Annotated in this window: 15 protein-coding genes; all 15 read left to right on the plus strand. The window is 45.0% G+C overall.

The window, feature by feature from the left end:
- Positions 1-14: 14 nt before the first annotated feature.
- The 15 genes from EFA47_RS19795 to EFA47_RS04585 all read left to right on the plus strand — a co-directional run bounded on the left by EFA47_RS19795 (position 15) and on the right by EFA47_RS04585 (position 19,147).
- Positions 15-167: a hypothetical protein gene (locus tag EFA47_RS19795; protein WP_164689920.1), complete on the plus strand. Its 153-nt coding sequence runs from the start codon at positions 15-17 to the stop codon at positions 165-167.
- Positions 164-1,585, plus strand: a complete 1,422-nt coding sequence (gene scfB / locus EFA47_RS04525) for a thioether cross-link-forming SCIFF peptide maturase (protein WP_122642172.1) — start codon at positions 164-166, stop codon at positions 1,583-1,585. The genes EFA47_RS19795 and scfB overlap by 4 nt, the downstream gene beginning before the upstream one ends.
- Positions 1,572-3,809, plus strand: coding sequence for a protein translocase subunit SecD (secD, locus tag EFA47_RS04530; protein ID WP_122642173.1), 2,238 nt, complete (start codon positions 1,572-1,574; stop codon positions 3,807-3,809). Before scfB ends, secD begins: the two co-directional genes overlap by 14 nt.
- Positions 3,810-3,961: 152 nt before the next feature.
- Positions 3,962-5,674 (plus strand): single-stranded-DNA-specific exonuclease RecJ, encoded by a 1,713-nt coding sequence (gene recJ / locus EFA47_RS04535; protein ID WP_122642174.1) that lies wholly within the window; start codon positions 3,962-3,964, stop codon positions 5,672-5,674.
- Between the two features lie 175 nt (positions 5,675-5,849).
- Entirely contained in the window at positions 5,850-8,150 is a 2,301-nt protein-coding gene (locus EFA47_RS04540; RefSeq protein ID WP_122642175.1) for a RelA/SpoT family protein, read from the plus strand.
- Between the two features lie 47 nt (positions 8,151-8,197).
- A complete protein-coding gene (locus EFA47_RS04545; RefSeq protein ID WP_122642176.1) occupies positions 8,198-8,818 on the plus strand; it encodes an MBL fold metallo-hydrolase in 621 nt (206 codons plus the stop codon).
- Positions 8,819-8,841: 23 nt separating this feature from the next.
- A complete protein-coding gene (gene hemZ / locus EFA47_RS04550) occupies positions 8,842-10,269 on the plus strand; it encodes a coproporphyrinogen dehydrogenase HemZ (RefSeq protein WP_164689921.1) in 1,428 nt (475 codons plus the stop codon).
- Complete coding sequence (gene hisS, locus EFA47_RS04555; RefSeq protein WP_122642178.1) at positions 10,260-11,525, plus strand: histidine--tRNA ligase; 1,266 nt, start codon at positions 10,260-10,262, stop codon at positions 11,523-11,525. Before hemZ ends, hisS begins: the two co-directional genes overlap by 10 nt.
- Before the next feature lie 98 nt (positions 11,526-11,623).
- Positions 11,624-13,408 (plus strand): aspartate--tRNA ligase, encoded by a 1,785-nt coding sequence (gene aspS, locus EFA47_RS04560; RefSeq protein ID WP_122642179.1) that lies wholly within the window; start codon positions 11,624-11,626, stop codon positions 13,406-13,408.
- Between the two features lie 12 nt (positions 13,409-13,420).
- A complete protein-coding gene (locus tag EFA47_RS04565; protein WP_122642180.1) occupies positions 13,421-14,251 on the plus strand; it encodes a MurR/RpiR family transcriptional regulator in 831 nt (276 codons plus the stop codon).
- Between the two features lie 1,289 nt (positions 14,252-15,540).
- The gene (locus EFA47_RS19800) at positions 15,541-15,705 is read left to right on the plus strand and encodes a hypothetical protein (RefSeq protein ID WP_164689922.1); all 165 of its coding nucleotides are present in this window, start codon (positions 15,541-15,543) and stop codon (positions 15,703-15,705) included.
- A gap of 26 nt (positions 15,706-15,731) precedes the next feature.
- Complete coding sequence (locus EFA47_RS04575) at positions 15,732-16,769, plus strand: ATPase, T2SS/T4P/T4SS family (protein WP_122642182.1); 1,038 nt, start codon at positions 15,732-15,734, stop codon at positions 16,767-16,769.
- Between the two features lie 26 nt (positions 16,770-16,795).
- Positions 16,796-18,298, plus strand: coding sequence for a hypothetical protein (locus EFA47_RS04580; RefSeq protein ID WP_122642183.1), 1,503 nt, complete (start codon positions 16,796-16,798; stop codon positions 18,296-18,298).
- Between the two features lie 191 nt (positions 18,299-18,489).
- Entirely contained in the window at positions 18,490-18,639 is a 150-nt protein-coding gene (locus tag EFA47_RS19805) for a hypothetical protein (RefSeq protein ID WP_164689923.1), read from the plus strand.
- 31 nt (positions 18,640-18,670) lie between these two features.
- A complete protein-coding gene (locus EFA47_RS04585) occupies positions 18,671-19,147 on the plus strand; it encodes a hypothetical protein (protein WP_122642184.1) in 477 nt (158 codons plus the stop codon).
- Positions 19,148-19,157 lie beyond the last annotated feature (10 nt).

The following is a 19,157-nucleotide window of genomic DNA, read 5'->3' on the forward strand; positions in this document are numbered from 1 at the left end:
GGTGGGAGAACCATATGAAAGGCAGCGACCTCGGCCGCTGCCTTACGCTTGTTGCGGAGAAATTATCCCCGGGGTTTCAGGATATTCTTATGAAAACCAAGAGGGAATGTGGGGCATATATTGCTGTCCCCTATATCATTAAAATGAAAGAGGGGTATCTGTTGTGATACATCAGTACCAGAATAATGGATATAATATTGTCCTGGATGTGAACAGTGGTTCTGTCCATGTAGTGGATGAGGCTGCATATGACGTGATTGCCTGTCTTAACGCCCAGGACAGTTCTCATACTTTTGGCATTTCCTGTGACAGCCAGACTCTGGCATACCTGAACAGCGAACTTGGAGGTAAGTATAGCGGGGCGGAGCTTGAGGAGGTGCTGGAGGCTGTGGCGGAGCTTGCAGAAGCAGGCCAGCTTTTTACAGATGACATTTATGAAGAATATATTGCTGAAGTGAAGCAGAGAAAGACGGTTGTCAAAGCACTGTGCTTGCACATTGCCCATGACTGCAACCTGGCCTGCAGGTACTGCTTTGCCCAGGAAGGGGAGTACCATGGCAGGAGGGCCTTAATGTCCAGTGAAGTGGGGAAGAAAGCGCTGGATTTTCTGGTCGCCAACTCAGGAAAGCGGCGGAATTTGGAAGTGGATTTCTTTGGGGGAGAACCCTTGATGAACTGGCAGGTAGTCAAGGAACTGGTAGCTTACGGGAGGGAGCTGGAGAAACTTCACGATAAGCATTTCCGGTTTACCCTTACTACAAACGGAGTTCTCCTAAATGAAGAGATCCAAGAGTTTGTAAACAAGGAGATGGATAATGTAGTCTTAAGCCTGGATGGACGGAAGGAAGTCAATGATAAAATGAGGCCATTCAGGAATGGGAAGGGCAGCTATGACCTGATTGTGCCTAAGTTCCAGAGACTGGCGGACAGCAGGGGGCAGCAGAAATATTATATCCGGGGCACCTTTACAAGGGACAACCTGGATTTCTCGCAGGATGTGCTGCACTTTGCGCAGCTTGGCTTTAAGCAGATATCCATTGAACCTGTGGTGGGGGATGAATCAGACCCCTATGCCATCAGAGAAGGCGACCTGCCGCAGATTTTCAGCGAATACGATAAGCTGGCAAAGACTATGGTGGACAGGGAGCGCAGGGGGGAGGGATTTACTTTCTTCCATTTTATGTTGGATCTTGAAGGGGGGCCGTGTGTGGCAAAGAGGCTCTCAGGCTGTGGTTCTGGCACAGAATACCTTGCTGTCACGCCATGGGGCGACTTATATCCCTGCCACCAGTTTGTGGGGGAGGATCAGTTCCTGATGGGGAATGTGGACGATGGGATCAAAAGGCCGGAGATTGCGGATGAGTTCAGAGGCTGCAGTGTTTATTCCAAAGAAAAATGCAGGAGCTGTTTTGCAAGATTTTACTGCAGTGGCGGCTGTATGGCTAATTCCCATAAGTTTCATGGTACGATACATGATACTTATGATGTGAGCTGTGAGATGGAACGTAAGCGTGTGGAATGTGCGATTATGATAAAGGCCGCATTGGCAGATGAAGAAAGGAATATGAGTCATGAAGAAAAGTAGAGGCATTATTACTCTGTTGCTGACTGTTGTTCTGATTGCCCTTCTGGGATTCACAACAATAGTAGGATTTGGAAAAACTGGTTCGGGCGCTGCCAGGAACATTAAATTGGGACTGGATCTTGAAGGCGGCGTCAGTATTACGTATCAGGTAAAAGGGGACAAGCCTTCCCAGGAAGATATGGATGATACAGTGTATAAGCTCCAGCGCCGTGTGGAACAGTACAGCACAGAGGCCAGCGTATACCAGGAAGGTGATGACCGTATCAGCATAGAGATCCCCGGTGTGAAGGACGCCAATAAAATCCTGGATGAGCTGGGACAGCCAGGTTCGCTGTATTTTATCCGGCAGACGGACGAGGAGGGGAACCAGAATTATTCCCAGGTCAGCCTGGGGGAATTTAAACTTAACAAGACTATTGAAGAGCTGAAAGAGGAAGGTTCTATTGTCCTCACTGGGACAGATGTAAAAAATGCGCAGGCGGGAACAACCCAGGACAGCCTGGATAACAGAGATAATGTAGTGACTCTCACGTTTAATAAAGAAGGGACGGAGAAGTTCGCAGAGGCTACAAAAAATGCCTATGCAGCCAATGAGAGCATTGCAATTTACTATGACGGTGAGTTGATCAGCGTCCCTAATGTCAATGCAGAGATTCCAAACGGCGAGGCACAGATCTCAGGGAATATGTCCTATGAGGAGGCGGAGCAGCTGGCTTCCACTATCCGGATCGGAGGGCTTAGCCTTGAGCTGGAGGAGCTGCGGTCTAATGTGGTAGGCGCGCAGCTTGGCGAAGAGGCTATCACCACCAGCCTGCAGGCCGGTGCAATTGGCCTGGCAATTGTCTTTATATTTATGTGCGCGGTGTATTTACTCCCTGGTTTTGCGGCCAGTGTTGCCCTGCTGATTTATACAGGACTGATCCTTGTTCTTTTGAATGCATTTGACATTACGCTGACCCTGCCGGGTATCGCGGGCATTATCCTGGGTATCGGTATGGCGGTGGATGCCAATGTCATTATATTTGCCAGGGTGAAGGAAGAGCTGACAGCAGGGAAGTCTGTAAGGGCAGCATTAAACGCGGGTTTCCATAAGGCCATGTCCGCCATTCTGGATGGGAATATTACAACATTGATAGCGGCGGCGGTTCTCTGGCTTAAGGGGAGCGGCACTGTAAAAGGATTCGCCCAGACGCTTGCCCTGGGTATCGTTGTTTCGATGTTCACAGCGCTTGTAATTACACGGCTGATTGTATATGCTTTCTATGCTGTCGGCATCCGGAATGTAAAAGTATACGGCCGTACGAGGGAGGCCCATAAGACCATCGACTTTCTTGGGAAGAAGGCCATATTCTTTGTGGTTTCTGCGGCCATGATCCTTGCTGGGTTTGTAGGCATGGGTATTTACTCCAGCCAGGGCAAGGGAGCTATGAACTATAGCCTGGAATTTAAAGGGGGGACGTCTACAAGTGTAACCTTTGATAAGGATTACAGCCTGGAGGAAATTGACAGGGAGATTGTGCCCCTGATCGAGGAGGCGGCCCAGGATAACAACGTACAGGTTCAGAAGGTGGAGGGCACAAAACAGGTTATTTTTAAAACCCAGACACTTGGACTGGACAGGCGGGAGGCATTTACAGAAGTCATGACCCAGGAGTTTCATGTCAGTGAAGATGAAATTACAATGGAGAACATTAGCTCCACAGTAAGTTCTGAGATGCGGCAGGATGCGGTTATTGCAGTTGCCATTGCCACAATCTGTATGCTGCTGTACATCTGGTTCCGGTTCAAGGATATCAGGTTTGCCACCAGCGCAGTGGCTGCACTGCTCCATGATGTGCTGGTTGTGCTGGCATTTTATGTAATTGCGAGAATTTCCGTGGGAAATACATTCATTGCATGTATGCTGACAATTGTGGGATATTCTATTAATGCTACTATCGTCATTTTTGACAGGATCCGTGAGGAGTTAAAGACAAAGAAGCGCAGCGAGGAACTGAAGGAGCTTGTCAACAGATGTATCACCCGGACATTGACACGTAGTATCTATACGTCTTTTACAACCTTTGTTATGGTTGCAGTACTATATGTGATGGGGGTTAGCTCTATCAAAGAGTTTGCCCTTCCTCTGATGGTAGGTATTGTGTGCGGCGCATATTCATCTGTATGTATTACAGGGGCGCTGTGGTATATCATGAAAACAAAATTGGGTAAGGAGACGAAATAAATGTAACAAAATACACTGTAGGGTATGGGGAGACATTCTTCTGGCCTTACAGTGTATTTTTTGTTGAATTTGCGGGGAATGATTTTTCTTGTATTGACATGCTTTTACATTTTTGGATAAGATGATATATATGCTTAAGAGGAGGAACAGAGGTGGAAAAGTGGTTTGTTGCAATGAAAAAGGCAGATTTTAGCAGGATTGCAGAGAAGTACCATATTTCCCCGATTCTTGCAAGGCTGATCAGGAACCGGGACATAACCCAGGACCAGGACATTGATTTTTACTTGAATGGGACAATTGGCGATTTGTATGATGGGATGCTGATGAAAGATATGGACAGGGCCGTGGAAATTCTTGTGGAGAAAATCAGGGAGGGAAAACCTATCCGGGTCATAGGAGATTACGACATTGACGGGGTAAATGCAACCTATATACTGCAGGAAGGATTAGGAAAACTTGGGGCCAATGTGGACACAGATATTCCTGACCGGATAAAAGACGGATATGGGTTAAACCGAATGCTGGTGGACCGTGCCCTGGCAGACGGGGTGGACACGATTATTACTTGCGACAATGGCATTGCTGCTGCAGAGGAGATTGCTTATGGGAGAAAAAATGGCCTGACTGTGATTGTCACCGACCATCATGAGATCCCTTATATAGATGCAGGCGGGGAGAGGGAGCATTTGCTGGTACAGGCAGATGCCGTGGTGGATCCCCACAGGCCTGACTGTGGGTATCCGTTTAAAGGACTTTGCGGAGCCGGTGTGGCATATAAACTGGTTGAAGCTCTGTTTGAGGTCATGCAGCATGAGGCAGATGATGTGGATTATCTCATGGAAAATGTTGCCATAGCAACGGTGGGGGATGTGATGGACCTGACTGGAGAAAACCGTATCTTTGTCAGGCAGGGGCTGGAAATGCTGAAACGTACTCAAAACCATGGGTTAAAAGCACTGATTGAATGCACACAGATCCCTGTGGACAGGCTGTCCGCATATCATATCGGCTTTGTGCTGGGGCCCTGTATCAACGCAAGCGGACGCCTGGACACAGCGAAACGGGCCCTGGAGCTTCTGAATGCGCCTAACCGGAGGGAGGCGGTTATGCTGGCTGAGGATTTGAAGGCGCTCAACGACAGCCGCAGGGAAATGACGGAGAGGGGGGTAGAACAGGCAGTTGAGCAAATAGAGAACAGTTCTTTAAAGGAGGATAAAGTTCTGGTCGTGTATCTTCCCGACTGCCATGAAAGTATAGCCGGGATTATTGCGGGAAGAATTAAAGAGAGGTACTTAAGGCCGGTCTTTGTGCTTACCCGGGGGGATGCTGGCGTGAAAGGCTCGGGGCGTTCTGTGGAGGCATATAACATGTTTGAGGAAATGTGTAAGTGCAGGGCCCTGTTTACAAAGTTTGGGGGACATAAGCTGGCGGCGGGACTGTCGATGGATGAGGGAAATGTGGACAGGTTCCGCAGGACGGTCAATGAGCTCTCCAGCCTGTCAGAGGAAGATTTGGTGCCCAAGGTATCTATAGATATGCAGCTCCCCCTATCCTATGTGACAGAAGAGCTGGTGTCGGAGCTGGAGCTTTTGGAACCCTTTGGCAAGGGAAATACAAGGCCCCTGTTTGCAGAAAAGAATCTGCAGGTTCTGAATCCCAGAATCATGGGGAAGAATCAGAATGTGTTAAAATTTCAAGTAAGAGACAAAAGAGGCAGCACTGTGGAAGGGATTTATTTCGGGGATGCAGCAGCCTGCCTGAAATATATAGGGCAGAAGCCGGAAGTGTCTTTTGTGTTCTATCCTTCGGTGAATGAATATATGGGTAAGAAAACGCTCCAGATTACAGTGACTCATTATCAATAATTGGGATATCCGTGTCAGTACGGCTGCTTTTGTATACATTTTATAAAGGAAACAGTTTGAAAATTATCGAAATGATGGTATACTTAAAAATATGAAATTATACAGGATTTAGGGCATAGAGGCGTAAAAATCCGAGGGCATCATGGAACTTACATAAAGAAAAGGGGGGATTGATATGGCAGGTACTCCGGAATATGAATTACTCAACAAGAATCTGGAGATGGTGGACGGACACGCAGTGAAAGCTCCAGAAGACTACCAGGATCCAGAAGAACTGTATCAGGCATTGATATCCAGAATCAGAAAATATCACCCATCTGCTGATATTACACTGATTGAAAAAGCGTACAGGATAGGGAAAAACGCTCATAAGGATCAGGTGCGTAAATCGGGGGAGCCTTATATTATCCATCCTCTCTGGGTGGGGATCATTCTGTCAGATTTGGAGATGGATAAGGAGACAATTGTGGCGGGGATGCTCCACGATGCTGTGGAGGATACAGATATGACACTGGAGGATGTGGCGGAAGAATTTGGGGAAGAGGTTGCCCTTCTGGTGGACGGCGTCACCAAGCTGGGCCAACTATCTTATTCTCAGGATAAACTGGAAGTCCAGGCTGAGAATCTGCGCAAAATGTTCCTTGCTATGGCTAAGGACATCCGGGTGATCATCATTAAATTGGCGGACAGGCTGCATAATATGCGTACCCTTGAATTTATGACTCCGGCAAAACAGAAGGAAAAGGCAAGGGAGACAATGGACATTTATGCCCCCATAGCCCAGAGGCTTGGTATATCCAGAATTAAGACAGAGCTGGATGACCTTTCGCTGAAATATTCCCAGCCAGAAGTATATTATGAGCTTGTGAAAGATCTGAATGAGCGTAAAACGGAGAGGGAGGAGTTTGTACAGCAGATTGTAGCGGAGGTCTCCTCACATATGGAGAACGCACATATTAAAACCAAGGTCTATGGCAGGGTCAAGCATTTTTTCAGTATTTATAAGAAAATGGTAAACCAAAATAAGACCTTGGATCAGGTCTATGACTTGTTTGCCGTGCGTATTATCGTCGACTCTGTGAAAGACTGCTATGCTGCCCTGGGTGTCATACATGAGATGTATACCCCTATCCCAGGCCGTTTTAAGGACTATATAGCAATGCCCAAGGCCAATATGTACCAGTCCCTCCACACGACTTTGATGGGGCCTTCCGGGCAGCCTTTTGAAATACAGATACGTACAGAGGAGATGCACAAGACAGCAGAGTATGGTATTGCGGCCCACTGGAAATATAAAGAGGGCGGTGGAAAGAGCGGGAAGGCCCAGGAGGAAGAGAAGCTAAGCTGGCTGAGGCAGATACTGGAATGGCAGAGGGATATGTCCGATAACCGGGAATTCCTAAGCCTTTTGAAAGGGGATCTGGATTTATTTGCAGAGGATGTATACTGTTTTACGCCAAAGGGCGATGTAAAGAGCCTGCCAAACGGTTCCACACCTGTTGATTTCGCTTATGCCATACACAGCGCTGTAGGAAATAAAATGGTGGGGGCAAGAGTGAATGGAAAGCTGGTTCCTATTGAATATAAGATACAGAATGGCGACAGGATTGAAATCCAGACATCCCAGAATTCAAGGGGGCCCAGCCGGGACTGGCTGAATATAGTAAAGAGCACGCAGGCCAAAAATAAAATTAATCAATGGTTCAAACGAGAGTTTAAAGAGGACAATATCATCCGGGGCAAAGAGCTGATAGCCTCCTACTGCAAAACAAAGTCCATTAATATGCCGGATATTATGAAGCCTAAATATCAGCAGATTGTACAGCAGAAGTATGGGTTCCGGGATTGGGATGCTGTGCTTGCCGCGCTGGGCCATGGGGGATTAAAGGAAGGCCAGATAGTCAACCGTCTCTTTGAGGAGTACCAGAAAGAGCACAAAAAGGAGATTACGGACGAGACGATTCTGGAGAAAATTTCTGAGGCCAATAACCAGAAAGTGCATATTGGCAAGTCTAAGAGCGGCATTGTGGTAAAAGGTATCGACGATATGGCAGTACGTTTTTCTAAATGCTGTAATCCGGTGCCGGGCGACGAAATTGTAGGGTTCGTGACAAGAGGCAGGGGAATGTCCATCCACAGGACAGACTGTGTAAATATGCTGCATCTGTCTGAGACAGAGCGTGAGCGTCTGCTGGATGCGGAATGGGAAGAGACAACTTCAGAAGAAAACGGCGGCCAGTACCGGGCAGAACTGAAGATGTTTGCCCATGACAGGCAGGGGCTTCTGATGGAGATCACAAGGATTTTTACTGAGGCAAAGATTGATGTGAAGTCCATGAATATACGGACCAGCAAAAAGGGCACGGCAACCCTGGATATGGGATTTATTGTCCGTGGCAGGGCAGAACTGAATAAAATGATAGAAAAGCTGCGCCAGATTGAGGGCGTGATAGACATTGAGCGAACAGCCGGTTAGAGGATATTAAATGGGAAACTAGTACAGAAATGGCAGGTTAAAGTGAAATGAAGATAGAGAATTTTGTAATTGGTATTATTGGGACAAATTGTTATCTGGTGCACGACGAAACATCCAAGGAGTGCTTTTTAGTAGATCCTGCCGCGTGCCCGGCAAAACTCATGAACCATATGAAAGACCAGGGATTAAAGCTTGCGGCGATTTTACTCACCCACGGGCACTTTGACCATATTATGGGGATTGATGGATTTTTGTCGGAATTTCAGGTTCCGGTTTATGCCCATGAGGCAGAAAAAGAGCTTTTGGAGGATGCAGCCCTAAATGCCTCTCTCACATATGGGCCGGGGTATACGTTTTCAGATGCGGTATACGTGCAGGATGGAGAGCGGCTGCAGGCTGCAGGGATAGACATAGAAGTGCTCTATACTCCCGGGCATACGGCTGGAGGGTGCTGCTATTATCTTCCGCGGGAAAGCGTTTTATTCAGCGGGGATACTTTATTCCATGGTTCTGTGGGCCGGACAGATCTTCCCACGGGAAACAGCGGCCAGCTAATTAGCTCCATTAAGGATAAGCTGATGGTGCTTCCGGGAGAGACAGCAGTATATCCAGGCCATATGGATGCCACCACCATTGCTTCTGAAAAGATGAGTAATCCATTTTTATAAACGAAAGCAGGCTTTGGACAATTATGATTGAAATTAGCAGTAAAGATACATTATATATGTATAATGTATACCATATTACAAAGGCCTTTTTCCCAAACAGGGAGATTAGGCAGATTGTGGATGAACGGCAAGGGCCTCTGATAGAACTGAAGCTGGAAGAGGATCCTTGCTTTTTGGTTTCTGCTGAGGAACTTGGGCAGTTTCTTGACAGGCAGGAATATAAAAGGCAGGTGACTAAGAGGGTCTACGATTATTTGTGCAGCCTGACAGGGCGAAGCCTTGCGTGGGGCATGCTGACTGGCGTCAGGCCCACAAAGCTAGCCATGCAGAAAATAGAGGAAGGGAGAAATAAAAAAGAAACGGCGGTATTTTTACAGGATACCTATGGGGTCAGCCGTGAAAAGGCAGAACTCAGCTTTGAGATTGCTTCCAGAGAAAAGGAACTCCTTGGGGATTTGGACTATGGGACAGGCTGGAGTCTGTATATCGGGATTCCCTTCTGCCCAAGTATCTGCTCCTACTGTTCCTTTGGCTCTTCCTCCGTCCACATTTGGAAAGACAGACTGGACGAGTATGTGGGGGCATTGTGCAAAGAGATTTCAGCAATTGCAGGAATGGCGAAAGGAAAAAGACTCACTACAATTTACATCGGGGGCGGGACGCCCACAACTCTTAAGGCAGGGCAGCTAGAAAGGCTTTTGGAGCTTTTGGGGGAATTATTTTCTTTTGAGCACCTTATAGAATTTACGGTAGAGGCGGGACGGCCGGATAGTATCACAGAGGAAAAGCTAAAGGTACTGGCCTGTTATCCTGTCACACGCATTTCTATAAATCCACAGACTATGCAGCAAAAGACACTGGATACAGTGGGACGCATGCATAGCGCGGATGATGTAAAAAGGGTGTTTTATATGGCGCGGAAAATGGGGTTTCAGAATATTAATATGGATCTAATTGCCGGTCTGCCAGGAGAAGATGCAGCAGATATGAGGGACACCCTCAGACAGATAGAAGAGCTGGAGCCTGACAGTCTGACAGTGCATGCGCTGGCCATTAAAAGGGCGGCAAGGATGGCGAGGGAAGGCCATAAAATGGATCTCCATACAGAAATCGAGAAAATGATATCGGATAGCTGCCAGGCTGCTTTCCGAATGGGACTAAAGCCATATTATCTGTACCGCCAGAAAAATATTGCGGGGAATTTTGAGAATGTTGGCTATGCTAAGGTTGACAAAGCGGGAATATACAATATACTAATTATGGAAGAAAGACAGACGATCCTTGCGGCAGGGGCGGGGGCATCCACGAAAATTGTATTTCCAGAAAAGATAGAATTGGAAAATGGGAAGAAGAGCAGCCTTGTCAGGATTGAAAATGTAAAAGATATTGGAGAATATATCAGCCGCATTGATGAAATGATAGAGAGAAAGGGAGAATGGTTATGGCGTTAAAGAAAAAGCCTGTTACGGGCATGAAGGACATACTGCCTGCTGAAATGGAAATACGGGATTATGTCATGGGACTGATAAAAGAAACTTACAAGTCATTTGGTTTTTCATCTATTGAGACCCCCTGTGTGGAGCATATTGAGAATTTGTGCAGCAAGCAGGGCGGGGATAACGAAAAGCTTATTTTTAAAATTTTGAAGCGGGGTGAAAAGCTGAAGCTGGACCAGGCGAAAGGGGAGGATGAATTGGTAGACGGAGGGCTCAGATATGACCTGACTGTGCCGCTGTCCAGGTATTATTCCAACCATGCCAACGAACTGCCATCCCCTTTTAAGGCGCTGCAGATGGGGAATGTATGGCGTGCGGACAGGCCCCAGCGGGGGCGTTTCCGCCAGTTTATGCAGTGTGACATTGACATTCTGGGGGAACCCGGGAATCTGGCAGAGATTGAACTTATTCTGGCAACTTCTGCACTGCTTGGCAGGCTGGACTTTAAGAATTTTACAATCCGCATCAATGACAGGAGATTTCTGAAAGCCATGGCAGCTTATAGTGGCTTCCAAGAGTCCGATTATGAGAGCGTATTTATCACATTGGACAAAATGGATAAAATCGGAATAGATGGGGTGGCGGCAGAATTAGAGGGAAATGGCTATGGGAAAGAATCAGTGGAAAAATACTTGCAGCTGTTTAAAGAGATTACAGGCGACGTGGAAGGCGTGCGCTTTTGTAAGAAGAAGCTGGAAGGGTTTCTTGCGGATGAGGCGGCAGATTCACTGGAAATGATTATTGCCAGTGTGGAGAGCGCCAAGGAGGCAGAGTTTAATATAAGCTTTGACCCCACGCTTGTGCGGGGGATGTCCTACTATACTGGAACTATATTTGAGATTTCCATGGACGAATTTGGTGGTTCTGTGGGCGGCGGCGGCCGTTATGATGAAATGATCGGAAAGTTTACTGGACAGAACACGCCCGCTGTAGGCTTCTCGATTGGATTTGAGCGGATCGTCATGCTGCTTTTAGAGAGAGGGTACCAAGTCTGTGCAGGAAAAGAAAAAAAAGCATTTCTTATAGAAAAAAATATGCCCGCAGATGGAATGCTCAAGATACTTACTATGGCAAAAAAAGAACGTGCTGAGGGCAGGCAGGTCATGATAGCCAACATGAAGAAAAATAAAAAATTCCAGAAAGAACAATTGGCAGAACAGGGATATACTGAGATAGTAGAATGCTACGCAGGCCGGGTTGACGAGATATAATTGTGAAGAAAGTGTGAAAGGGGACAGACCCTTTTGCAAAAGGGACAGACCCCTTTGCAAGAGGGACAGACCCCTATAAAAAGAAAAGGGGTATAAACATGGCAGAATCAATGAGTGGATTAAAGAGAAGCCATCGCTGTGGCGAGCTGTCCGGTGCAAACATCGGCGAGATTGTCACAGTTATGGGCTGGGTACAAAAGAACAGAAATAAAGGCGGCATTGTATTTATAGATTTGAGGGACCGTTCAGGTATCCTCCAGATTGTGTTTGAAGGTGAAGAAAATGCCGAGTTGATTGAGAAGGCAGCAAAATTAAGAAGTGAATTCGTTGTGGCCGTTGTGGGTAAAGTGGAAGCAAGAAGCGGCGCTATAAATGAAAATCTGGCTACAGGGGATATTGAGGTCAGGGCACAGGAACTGCGTATCCTTTCAGAGGCGGAGACGCCTCCGTTCCCGGTGGAGGAAAACAGCAGGACAAAAGAGGAACTCCGTTTAAAGTACAGATATCTGGATTTGAGAAGGCCTGACCTGCAAAGAAACATAATGATGAGAAGCAAGGTGGCTACTTTGACTCGCCAGTTCCTTGCAGACGAAGGGTTTTTGGAGATTGAGACTCCTATTCTTGGGAAAAGTACACCTGAAGGGGCCAGGGATTACCTGGTGCCAAGCAGGATCCATCCGGGCAGTTTTTATGGCCTGCCCCAGTCCCCCCAGTTGTTTAAGCAGCTTTTAATGTGCTCTGGATATGACCGGTATTTTCAGATTGCGAAATGTTTCCGGGATGAGGATCTGCGCGCCGACAGACAGCCGGAGTTTACGCAAATTGATATGGAGCTTTCCTTTGTAGATGTTGATGATGTGATTGAAGTAAATGAAAGGCTTTTGGAGAAATTATTCAAAGATATTTTAAATGTAGAAGTTTCCCTTCCGATTCCAAGAATGACATGGCAGGAGGCCATGGACCGTTATGGTTCAGATAAGCCGGATATCCGTTTCCAGATGGAACTTGTGGATGTTACTGATACAGTAAAAGACTGTGAATTCGTGGTGTTTAAGGGAGCGGTCGAAAATGGCGGCACAGTTAGAGGAATTAATGCAAAGGGACAGGGTGCGATGCCCAGAAAGAAGATCGATAAGCTGGTAGATTTTGCGAAAGATTTTGGGGCAAAAGGCCTGGCTTACATTGCTGTGCAGGAAGATGGGACATGGAAATCCTCTTTTGCTAAATTTATGACAGAAGAGCAGATGAAGAATCTGATCACAGTAATGTCTGGGGAGCCGGGGGACCTGCTTTTATTTGCGGCCGATAAAAATAAGATAGTGTGGGACGTTCTGGGGAATCTGAGGCTGGAGCTGGCAAGGCAAATGGAACTCCTGGACAAGGATGAATATAAATTCGTCTGGATCACTGAATTCCCTCTGCTGGAATGGAGCGAAGAGCAGAATCGCTTTATGGCTATGCATCATCCCTTTACAATGCCCATGGAAGAGGATCTTGCCCTTATTGACTCTGAACCGGGACGTGTACGGGCTAAGGCTTATGATATTGTACTGAATGGAAATGAAATTGGGGGCGGAAGTGTCCGTATATTCCAGAATGATATACAGGAGAAGATGTTCCAAGTCCTTGGATTTACTAAGGAACAGGCTTATGGGCAGTTTGGTTTCCTTTTGGATGCATTTAACTATGGGGTGCCGCCTCATGCCGGACTGGCTTATGGACTTGACAGGATGGTCATGCTTATGGCCAAGGAGGACAGTATACGAGATGTAATCGCTTTCCCGAAGATAAAAGACGCCTCCTGCCTGATGACTGAGGCTCCAAGCCAGGTAGATGATAAACAGCTGGAAGAACTGGGATTGGAGAAATGCTCTGCTGAATAAGGAAGGTGAAGGATGTATATTGTTGCGTACCGTCTTATTAATTTGCTGAATGACTCGGAATATGATTCTACGGAGGCCCACATTGCTGAGAGCCTGCTGGATATGATCTATGAGGTGGAGCATATGCCGATTGACCAGGTGGCAGAAAAGTGTCATATTTCTAAATCTACATTATCAAAATTCGTGAAACGTCTGGGATTTGAGGATTATAGAGAATTCCGCGATAATGCCAGAAATGAGAAGAAAAAGGCTGGATACCATAATTATGAACAGAAGATGACTATGGATTATTGCATAGAGAAATATGGAATTGAAAAGTATCTGGAAATTTTGGCGAAGGATATTAAAAATTTTCTTGCAGGCGTTGATAAAAGGCAGATACATGAGCTTGCCAAGGCACTGCACGAGTTTAAAAGGGTGGCTGCGTTTGGATCTGTCTATTCAGAAACAGTTGCTATGGATCTGATGTACAAGATAGCAGGAGAAGGGAAATATATTAAGACGAATATCTACGACGTAAAACAGGAGCAGTATATCAATGAGGCAGATGAGAATACATTATTAATTATTTTCTCTAATTCCGGGCAGTATATTTATGAAAATGGCATGAAGCCACATGACCAGTCCAGATCTTTTGTGAGAAAGACAAAGGGGAAAATTGCCCTGATAACTTCAAATGAAGAGGCAGCAGCAGATCCTAATGTTACCTATCCGGTATTATATCATTTTACTACAAGTGTACAGAATCATCCGATGATTGAGCGGATTATTATAGAAATGCTGATTGACGAGTACAAAAAAACAGGCGCGTCCGGCTATTCAGGACAATACGAGGATAAGTGACTGCCAGACAGATCTGCATCCGGGATATGGATTGTGGGTACTGTACATTTATATAAATCTTATAACCAATATTTATGAAACAGCTAATGTTCAATAAGGTAAGGAATGTCATCCTTAAGAATATTTTGCCTGATGGCATCCTGATAGACAATGATCCGGCCTGCTGTAGGAGACAGTTTTTGGCAGCAGGCCGGACTGCATCTAGAAATCACATATTAGGCCTTTATTTAGCTAGAGGAGGCAGTCTGTGAAGCCAGAAAAACTGCAAGGTTATCTTTTAAGCCGGATTTGGCCTGTTTTGCTTGACAATTAAATCCGTACAGTGTAAAGTGTATATAATAGATTTTCTTAAATTAAGTTCTTAGTATATATTCTGTTTTCATTAAATCTAAGATTCATTTGTTTTCAACATTTTATCCCATTATTTTAAGTATAAAATATATGTTTTAAAGTATACATTCAGCAATATTAGATAGTATGCTATGTTTTTTTTGTTGAATTTATAAGGAAACTGTCTAATCATAAGAATGGTTTTAAAGTATGGACAAATGTTTTTATATTTAAAGGGACTCAGCAGTAGGGACCTACTCTAGCTTAAATTGAATGTTTACATATCTCATAAGTCTATAAATGGTAATATTATATCTTGACATAATATATAGTATATGATATTATATAAAAAATAGTAATTCTTGTTTGAAGTTCATAATTCTTAAAATTCTATTTTATTCTAAGTAGTTTATTTCTAAAATATATCCCATGTTTTATACTTATTGAACTGCTAATGTTCGATAAGGCATACTCCATCCAGCAAGGTATACCCAAAGGGCATCCCCTAATACATGTCCTTCGGACGGGTGGACTTTGTCCAATAAGGTATACCCAAAGGGCATCCCTTAATACATGTCCTTCGGACGGGTGGACTTTGTCCAATAAGGTATACCCAAAGGGCGTCCCTTAATACATGTCCTTCGGACGGGTGGACTTCGTCCAATAAGGTGTATGTTAAGGAATCTTATGTATCCTTATATGGCAGAGAGGCAGGCGGTTCCAGGGCGGCCATTCATGCAAAAGTGCCTCTGGCCTCCTGTTTATGTAAGTTCTTTTTTCTTTATAGCTGTATATATACAGTTTTCTTTAGGCAACTCTTGTTCCGGGAATCTCCGGTAAAATTCTCTTTCGTAAAGGTGGTGGTGCTCTATGAATGTGTAGATTATACCAGATAGATCATTTATCTGGCGTTAAACGTTTGGAGACAGGTGAGTTTATTGAATTAAGGAGGAAAGTATATGAAAACATTTATGGAAGAGTATGGGGTTATTATCGTAGCAGCTATTGTTATTATGATTATTGTAGTTGCAGCCACACCTCTAGGAAATAGTATTAGGGATGGAATCACATCGGCCGTCCAGAAACTTACAGAGGCTTTGGGCACCACTGCACCGGTTGTGTAGTAAAGTGTGGGAAGGAGAGCTGAATTTTGAAGATTTCCAGAGAAGCCTGGAATTTAAAAGAGGAGAGTTTTGGCCCCTTGCTGCCCTATGTACTGGATAAGGATATAACGGATATCAACTATAACGGCACAGATGTGTGGGTAGAACATTTAAAACGGGGCATCTATAAAGTGCCTGTACAGCTGTCAGATGATTTTGCGGTTCAGTTCAGCATCAGGGTGTCAAATGTGGTTAGTGAACAGATAAACAAATTTAATAACGTATTGGAAGCAGAGACGGATATTCTGCGTATCTCTATTATACACCCCAGCGCTACAAATACTGGATATGCAATCTCTATACGAAAGACTCCTGCAGTCATGCGGATGACAAGAGAAAGTATGCTCCGGGAGCATTACTGTTCAGATGAAGTCCTGAAGTTCCTTATAAATTGTGTTTTGGCCAGAATGAATATCGTGTTCTGCGGCAGGCCTGGATCTGGGAAGACAGAGTTATTAAAATTTTTGACACAATATATCCCCAGTGAAGAAAAGGTTATGACAATTGAGGACAATCTGGAAATCCATTATCGTGATATTAACCCAGGGGCAAATTGTGTGGAACTGAAAGTGGATCAGGAATTGTTTCCCTATACAAAAGCTATCAAGACTGCATTGAGGCAGAATCCACAGTGGGTGCTGCTGTCTGAGGCACGTTCAATAGAAGTAAAATATCTGCTTGAGTGTTTTTCTACAGGACTTCATGGCCTTACTACTTTGCATACAGATGATACAAGGAAAATACCGGACAGGATCCAGAATATGATGCAGGATACATATGCGGCTTCCAGACTGGAAAATGATATCTACAGCTTTATCAACGTAGGTGTCCTGCTCAGGAAAAAGGTGACAGAAGGGAAAGAAGTTACCCGGTATATTGACCAGATCTGCCTGTTTGACCGTGGGGGCGAACAAAATATCAGGCGGCTGATTTTTGAGGGGGGTAAATTTATTTCAAGGGAAATACCAGAAAATATACAAAAGAAGTTCAGCCTGGCGGGCATACCGGAAGTATTTAAAGAATAAGCGCGGCAAAGCTGAGGGAGGGCGTGGTGAAAAAACATAAAACAAATGAGGGGATCAGATACTTGAACCCCAAATATTTAAGCAGTGAGATAGGGCGGCTTGGCTATGTGTTTTCAGTCAGGAAGTACATAAGCTACTTTCTGGGACTGTATGGATGTATTGCTGTAATTTCTTATATTTTCAAACTGAAATGGCAGTGCATACTGATTATTTCTATGGTGGCAGCCTGCTTTATCCCAGGGATTTTTATGATGTTGTACAGGAATATGTATGAAGAAAAGAAGTTCGAGGATATAACGGCCTATATGGAACAAGTCCTATATTCCTTCAAACGCCGGGCTAAAATTCTGACTTCATTGGAAGATGCATTGTCACTTTTTAGCCAGGGTGAGAGCAGGCTGTATGATGCTGTCTCAGAGGCCATTGGGTATATACAAAATGCCCAGGCCGGAGAAAGTATTTATAAAGAGGCATTCGCTATCATAGAGAGAGAATATGGATGTACCAGGCTCTACAAAATCCATGATTTTCTGATAGAAGCTGAAGCTGTGGGAGGAGATTTTACACAGTCTGCAGATATGCTCCTTGATGACCGGAGGATGTGGATAGACCGTGTCTATGAACTGCAGAGGGATAAGAAGAATGTGATGGTTAAGATTACCATTGGCATAGGCCTTTCATTCCTGATATGCGGCATGACAGTATTTATGCTTCCTGCTGAGTTCGGCATAACAGAGCATGTAATTTCTCAGGCAGCAGCAACGATAACGGTCCTGCTGAATATGCTTATCTGGTATGCCGCCTGGCACAGGCTGTCAAAAAGCCTGATCCGGGGAGAGGAGGGGATGGAATATGAGGAGGTAAAGAGACAATATGATTATGTGATGCACAGGGATCTGAAAAAGGAGTTAAAGAAATTATATCCAGTGGTATTTGTGCTGGTATTAGGTGCAGGAGTTTTGCTGCTAAACAGAAGTTTCACGGCAGCAGTATTTTGTGTTATATTTGCCGGGTTAGTATCCACACAGCCAAAGAGACGTTACAGAATCTCTTTGAAGCATATGGCCAGAGCAGTGGAAAAAGCATTTCCAGAATGGCTGATGAGCATGTCTTTACAGCTCCAGACAGACAACGTGCATGTCTCTTTGGCAAAATCTATACCACGGGCACCAAAAATTCTGGAAGAAGAGCTGACCAGGCTTATGGGGGGCATCGAAAAAGAACCTGATTCTGTAAAGCCTTATCTCTCCTTTATGGACAAAGCTGCACTGCCCGATATCACATCAGCAATGAAGGTGCTTTATTCTATGGCGGAATACGGTGCGGCTGATATAGGCAGACAGATAGGTCCCCTGGTAGAAAGAAATGCAGTTATGACGGATAAGGCCGAAAGACTTAAGGCTGAGGACTATATAGCAGGGACTGGCTTCCTTGTGCTATTGCCTATGATAACCGGTGTAATTAAAATGCTGGCAGACTTGGCCCTGGTTGTTATATATATTCTGTCAGCAGTGGGAAATATGGCCTGAAAATCATGGAGATATGAGGAGGTTTTTGAGTTTATGAAAGAGTTTTTTGAAGAATATGGCGGGATGATTGCCATCTCTATTATGGGGTTTGCCGTAATGACGGGCCTTTGGGATATATTAAGGATGATTTGTGAAACAAGGCTTTAGGCCTAAGGTGGTTATTGGGCACGAGAAACAGGAGAGATGCAATAATGAAGGAATTTATAGAAGAGTACGGCGGTGTAATTACAGCCTGTTTTATGGGACTTCTGCTGCTAGGTTTTTTATCTGAACTGACAGCGGCAGGAGGAGGACTTTCACAGTTAGCAAAAATTTTTATGGAAAGCACAGGGGCCCTCTGACTGCTAAAGATACACGAGAGTGAGGTGAGTATTGCTGAAAGCAGTAATTGGAGAGTATGGAAAAATAATTGTGCTGACAGTTATCGCCTGTATTTTGATTTTGTTTATGTTTGGCGGGGGTGGGGAAGGACTGGAAGAGATTCTGAAAAGTACTGGGCCTAAAGCAACTGTTGGCCATGGGGACAGCCATGAGCTTGCGGATGATATTGCCTCCAGAAACATTCCTGTTTTAGCTGTCACAACAAAAAAGTTAAAGAAGGGAATGAAATATAATCTGCTCCATGCAGAGGCGTTTGGGATACAGGCAGAAAACGAGGATGGTGATGTCCTTCCTGTTTCTGTTACAAAAATCATTGCCCCCCTTGAGGAGGATATCACAGCAACAGCAGATCCCCAAAATTTCATTCCTACCCAGAGTGGTATATATAAAATACGTTATTCCACGGAAGAAAATTACCTGGGAAGTATTAAACGAAATGAGAAGGAATATAGATTTGTTGCAGACTGAGAGGAGTCAG

Origin of the sequence: Luxibacter massiliensis (genome assembly GCF_900604355.1) — a bacterium.
Classification (GTDB): Bacteria; Bacillota; Clostridia; order Lachnospirales; family Lachnospiraceae; genus Luxibacter; species Luxibacter massiliensis.

Coding starts and splice junctions, on each gene's coding strand:
- EFA47_RS04545 (WP_122642176.1), top strand. CDS start 8,198: ATGAAGATAGAGAATTTTGTAATTGGTATTATTGGGACAAATTGTTAT.
- EFA47_RS04540 (WP_122642175.1), top strand. CDS start 5,850: ATGGCAGGTACTCCGGAATATGAATTACTCAACAAGAATCTGGAGATG.
- EFA47_RS19805 (WP_164689923.1), top strand. CDS start 18,490: ATGAAGGAATTTATAGAAGAGTACGGCGGTGTAATTACAGCCTGTTTT.
- aspS (WP_122642179.1), top strand. CDS start 11,624: ATGGCAGAATCAATGAGTGGATTAAAGAGAAGCCATCGCTGTGGCGAG.
- EFA47_RS19795 (WP_164689920.1), top strand. CDS start 15: ATGAAAGGCAGCGACCTCGGCCGCTGCCTTACGCTTGTTGCGGAGAAA.
- hemZ (WP_164689921.1), top strand. CDS start 8,842: ATGATTGAAATTAGCAGTAAAGATACATTATATATGTATAATGTATAC.
- hisS (WP_122642178.1), top strand. CDS start 10,260: ATGGCGTTAAAGAAAAAGCCTGTTACGGGCATGAAGGACATACTGCCT.
- EFA47_RS04565 (WP_122642180.1), top strand. CDS start 13,421: ATGTATATTGTTGCGTACCGTCTTATTAATTTGCTGAATGACTCGGAA.
- EFA47_RS19800 (WP_164689922.1), top strand. CDS start 15,541: ATGAAAACATTTATGGAAGAGTATGGGGTTATTATCGTAGCAGCTATT.
- secD (WP_122642173.1), top strand. CDS start 1,572: ATGAAGAAAAGTAGAGGCATTATTACTCTGTTGCTGACTGTTGTTCTG.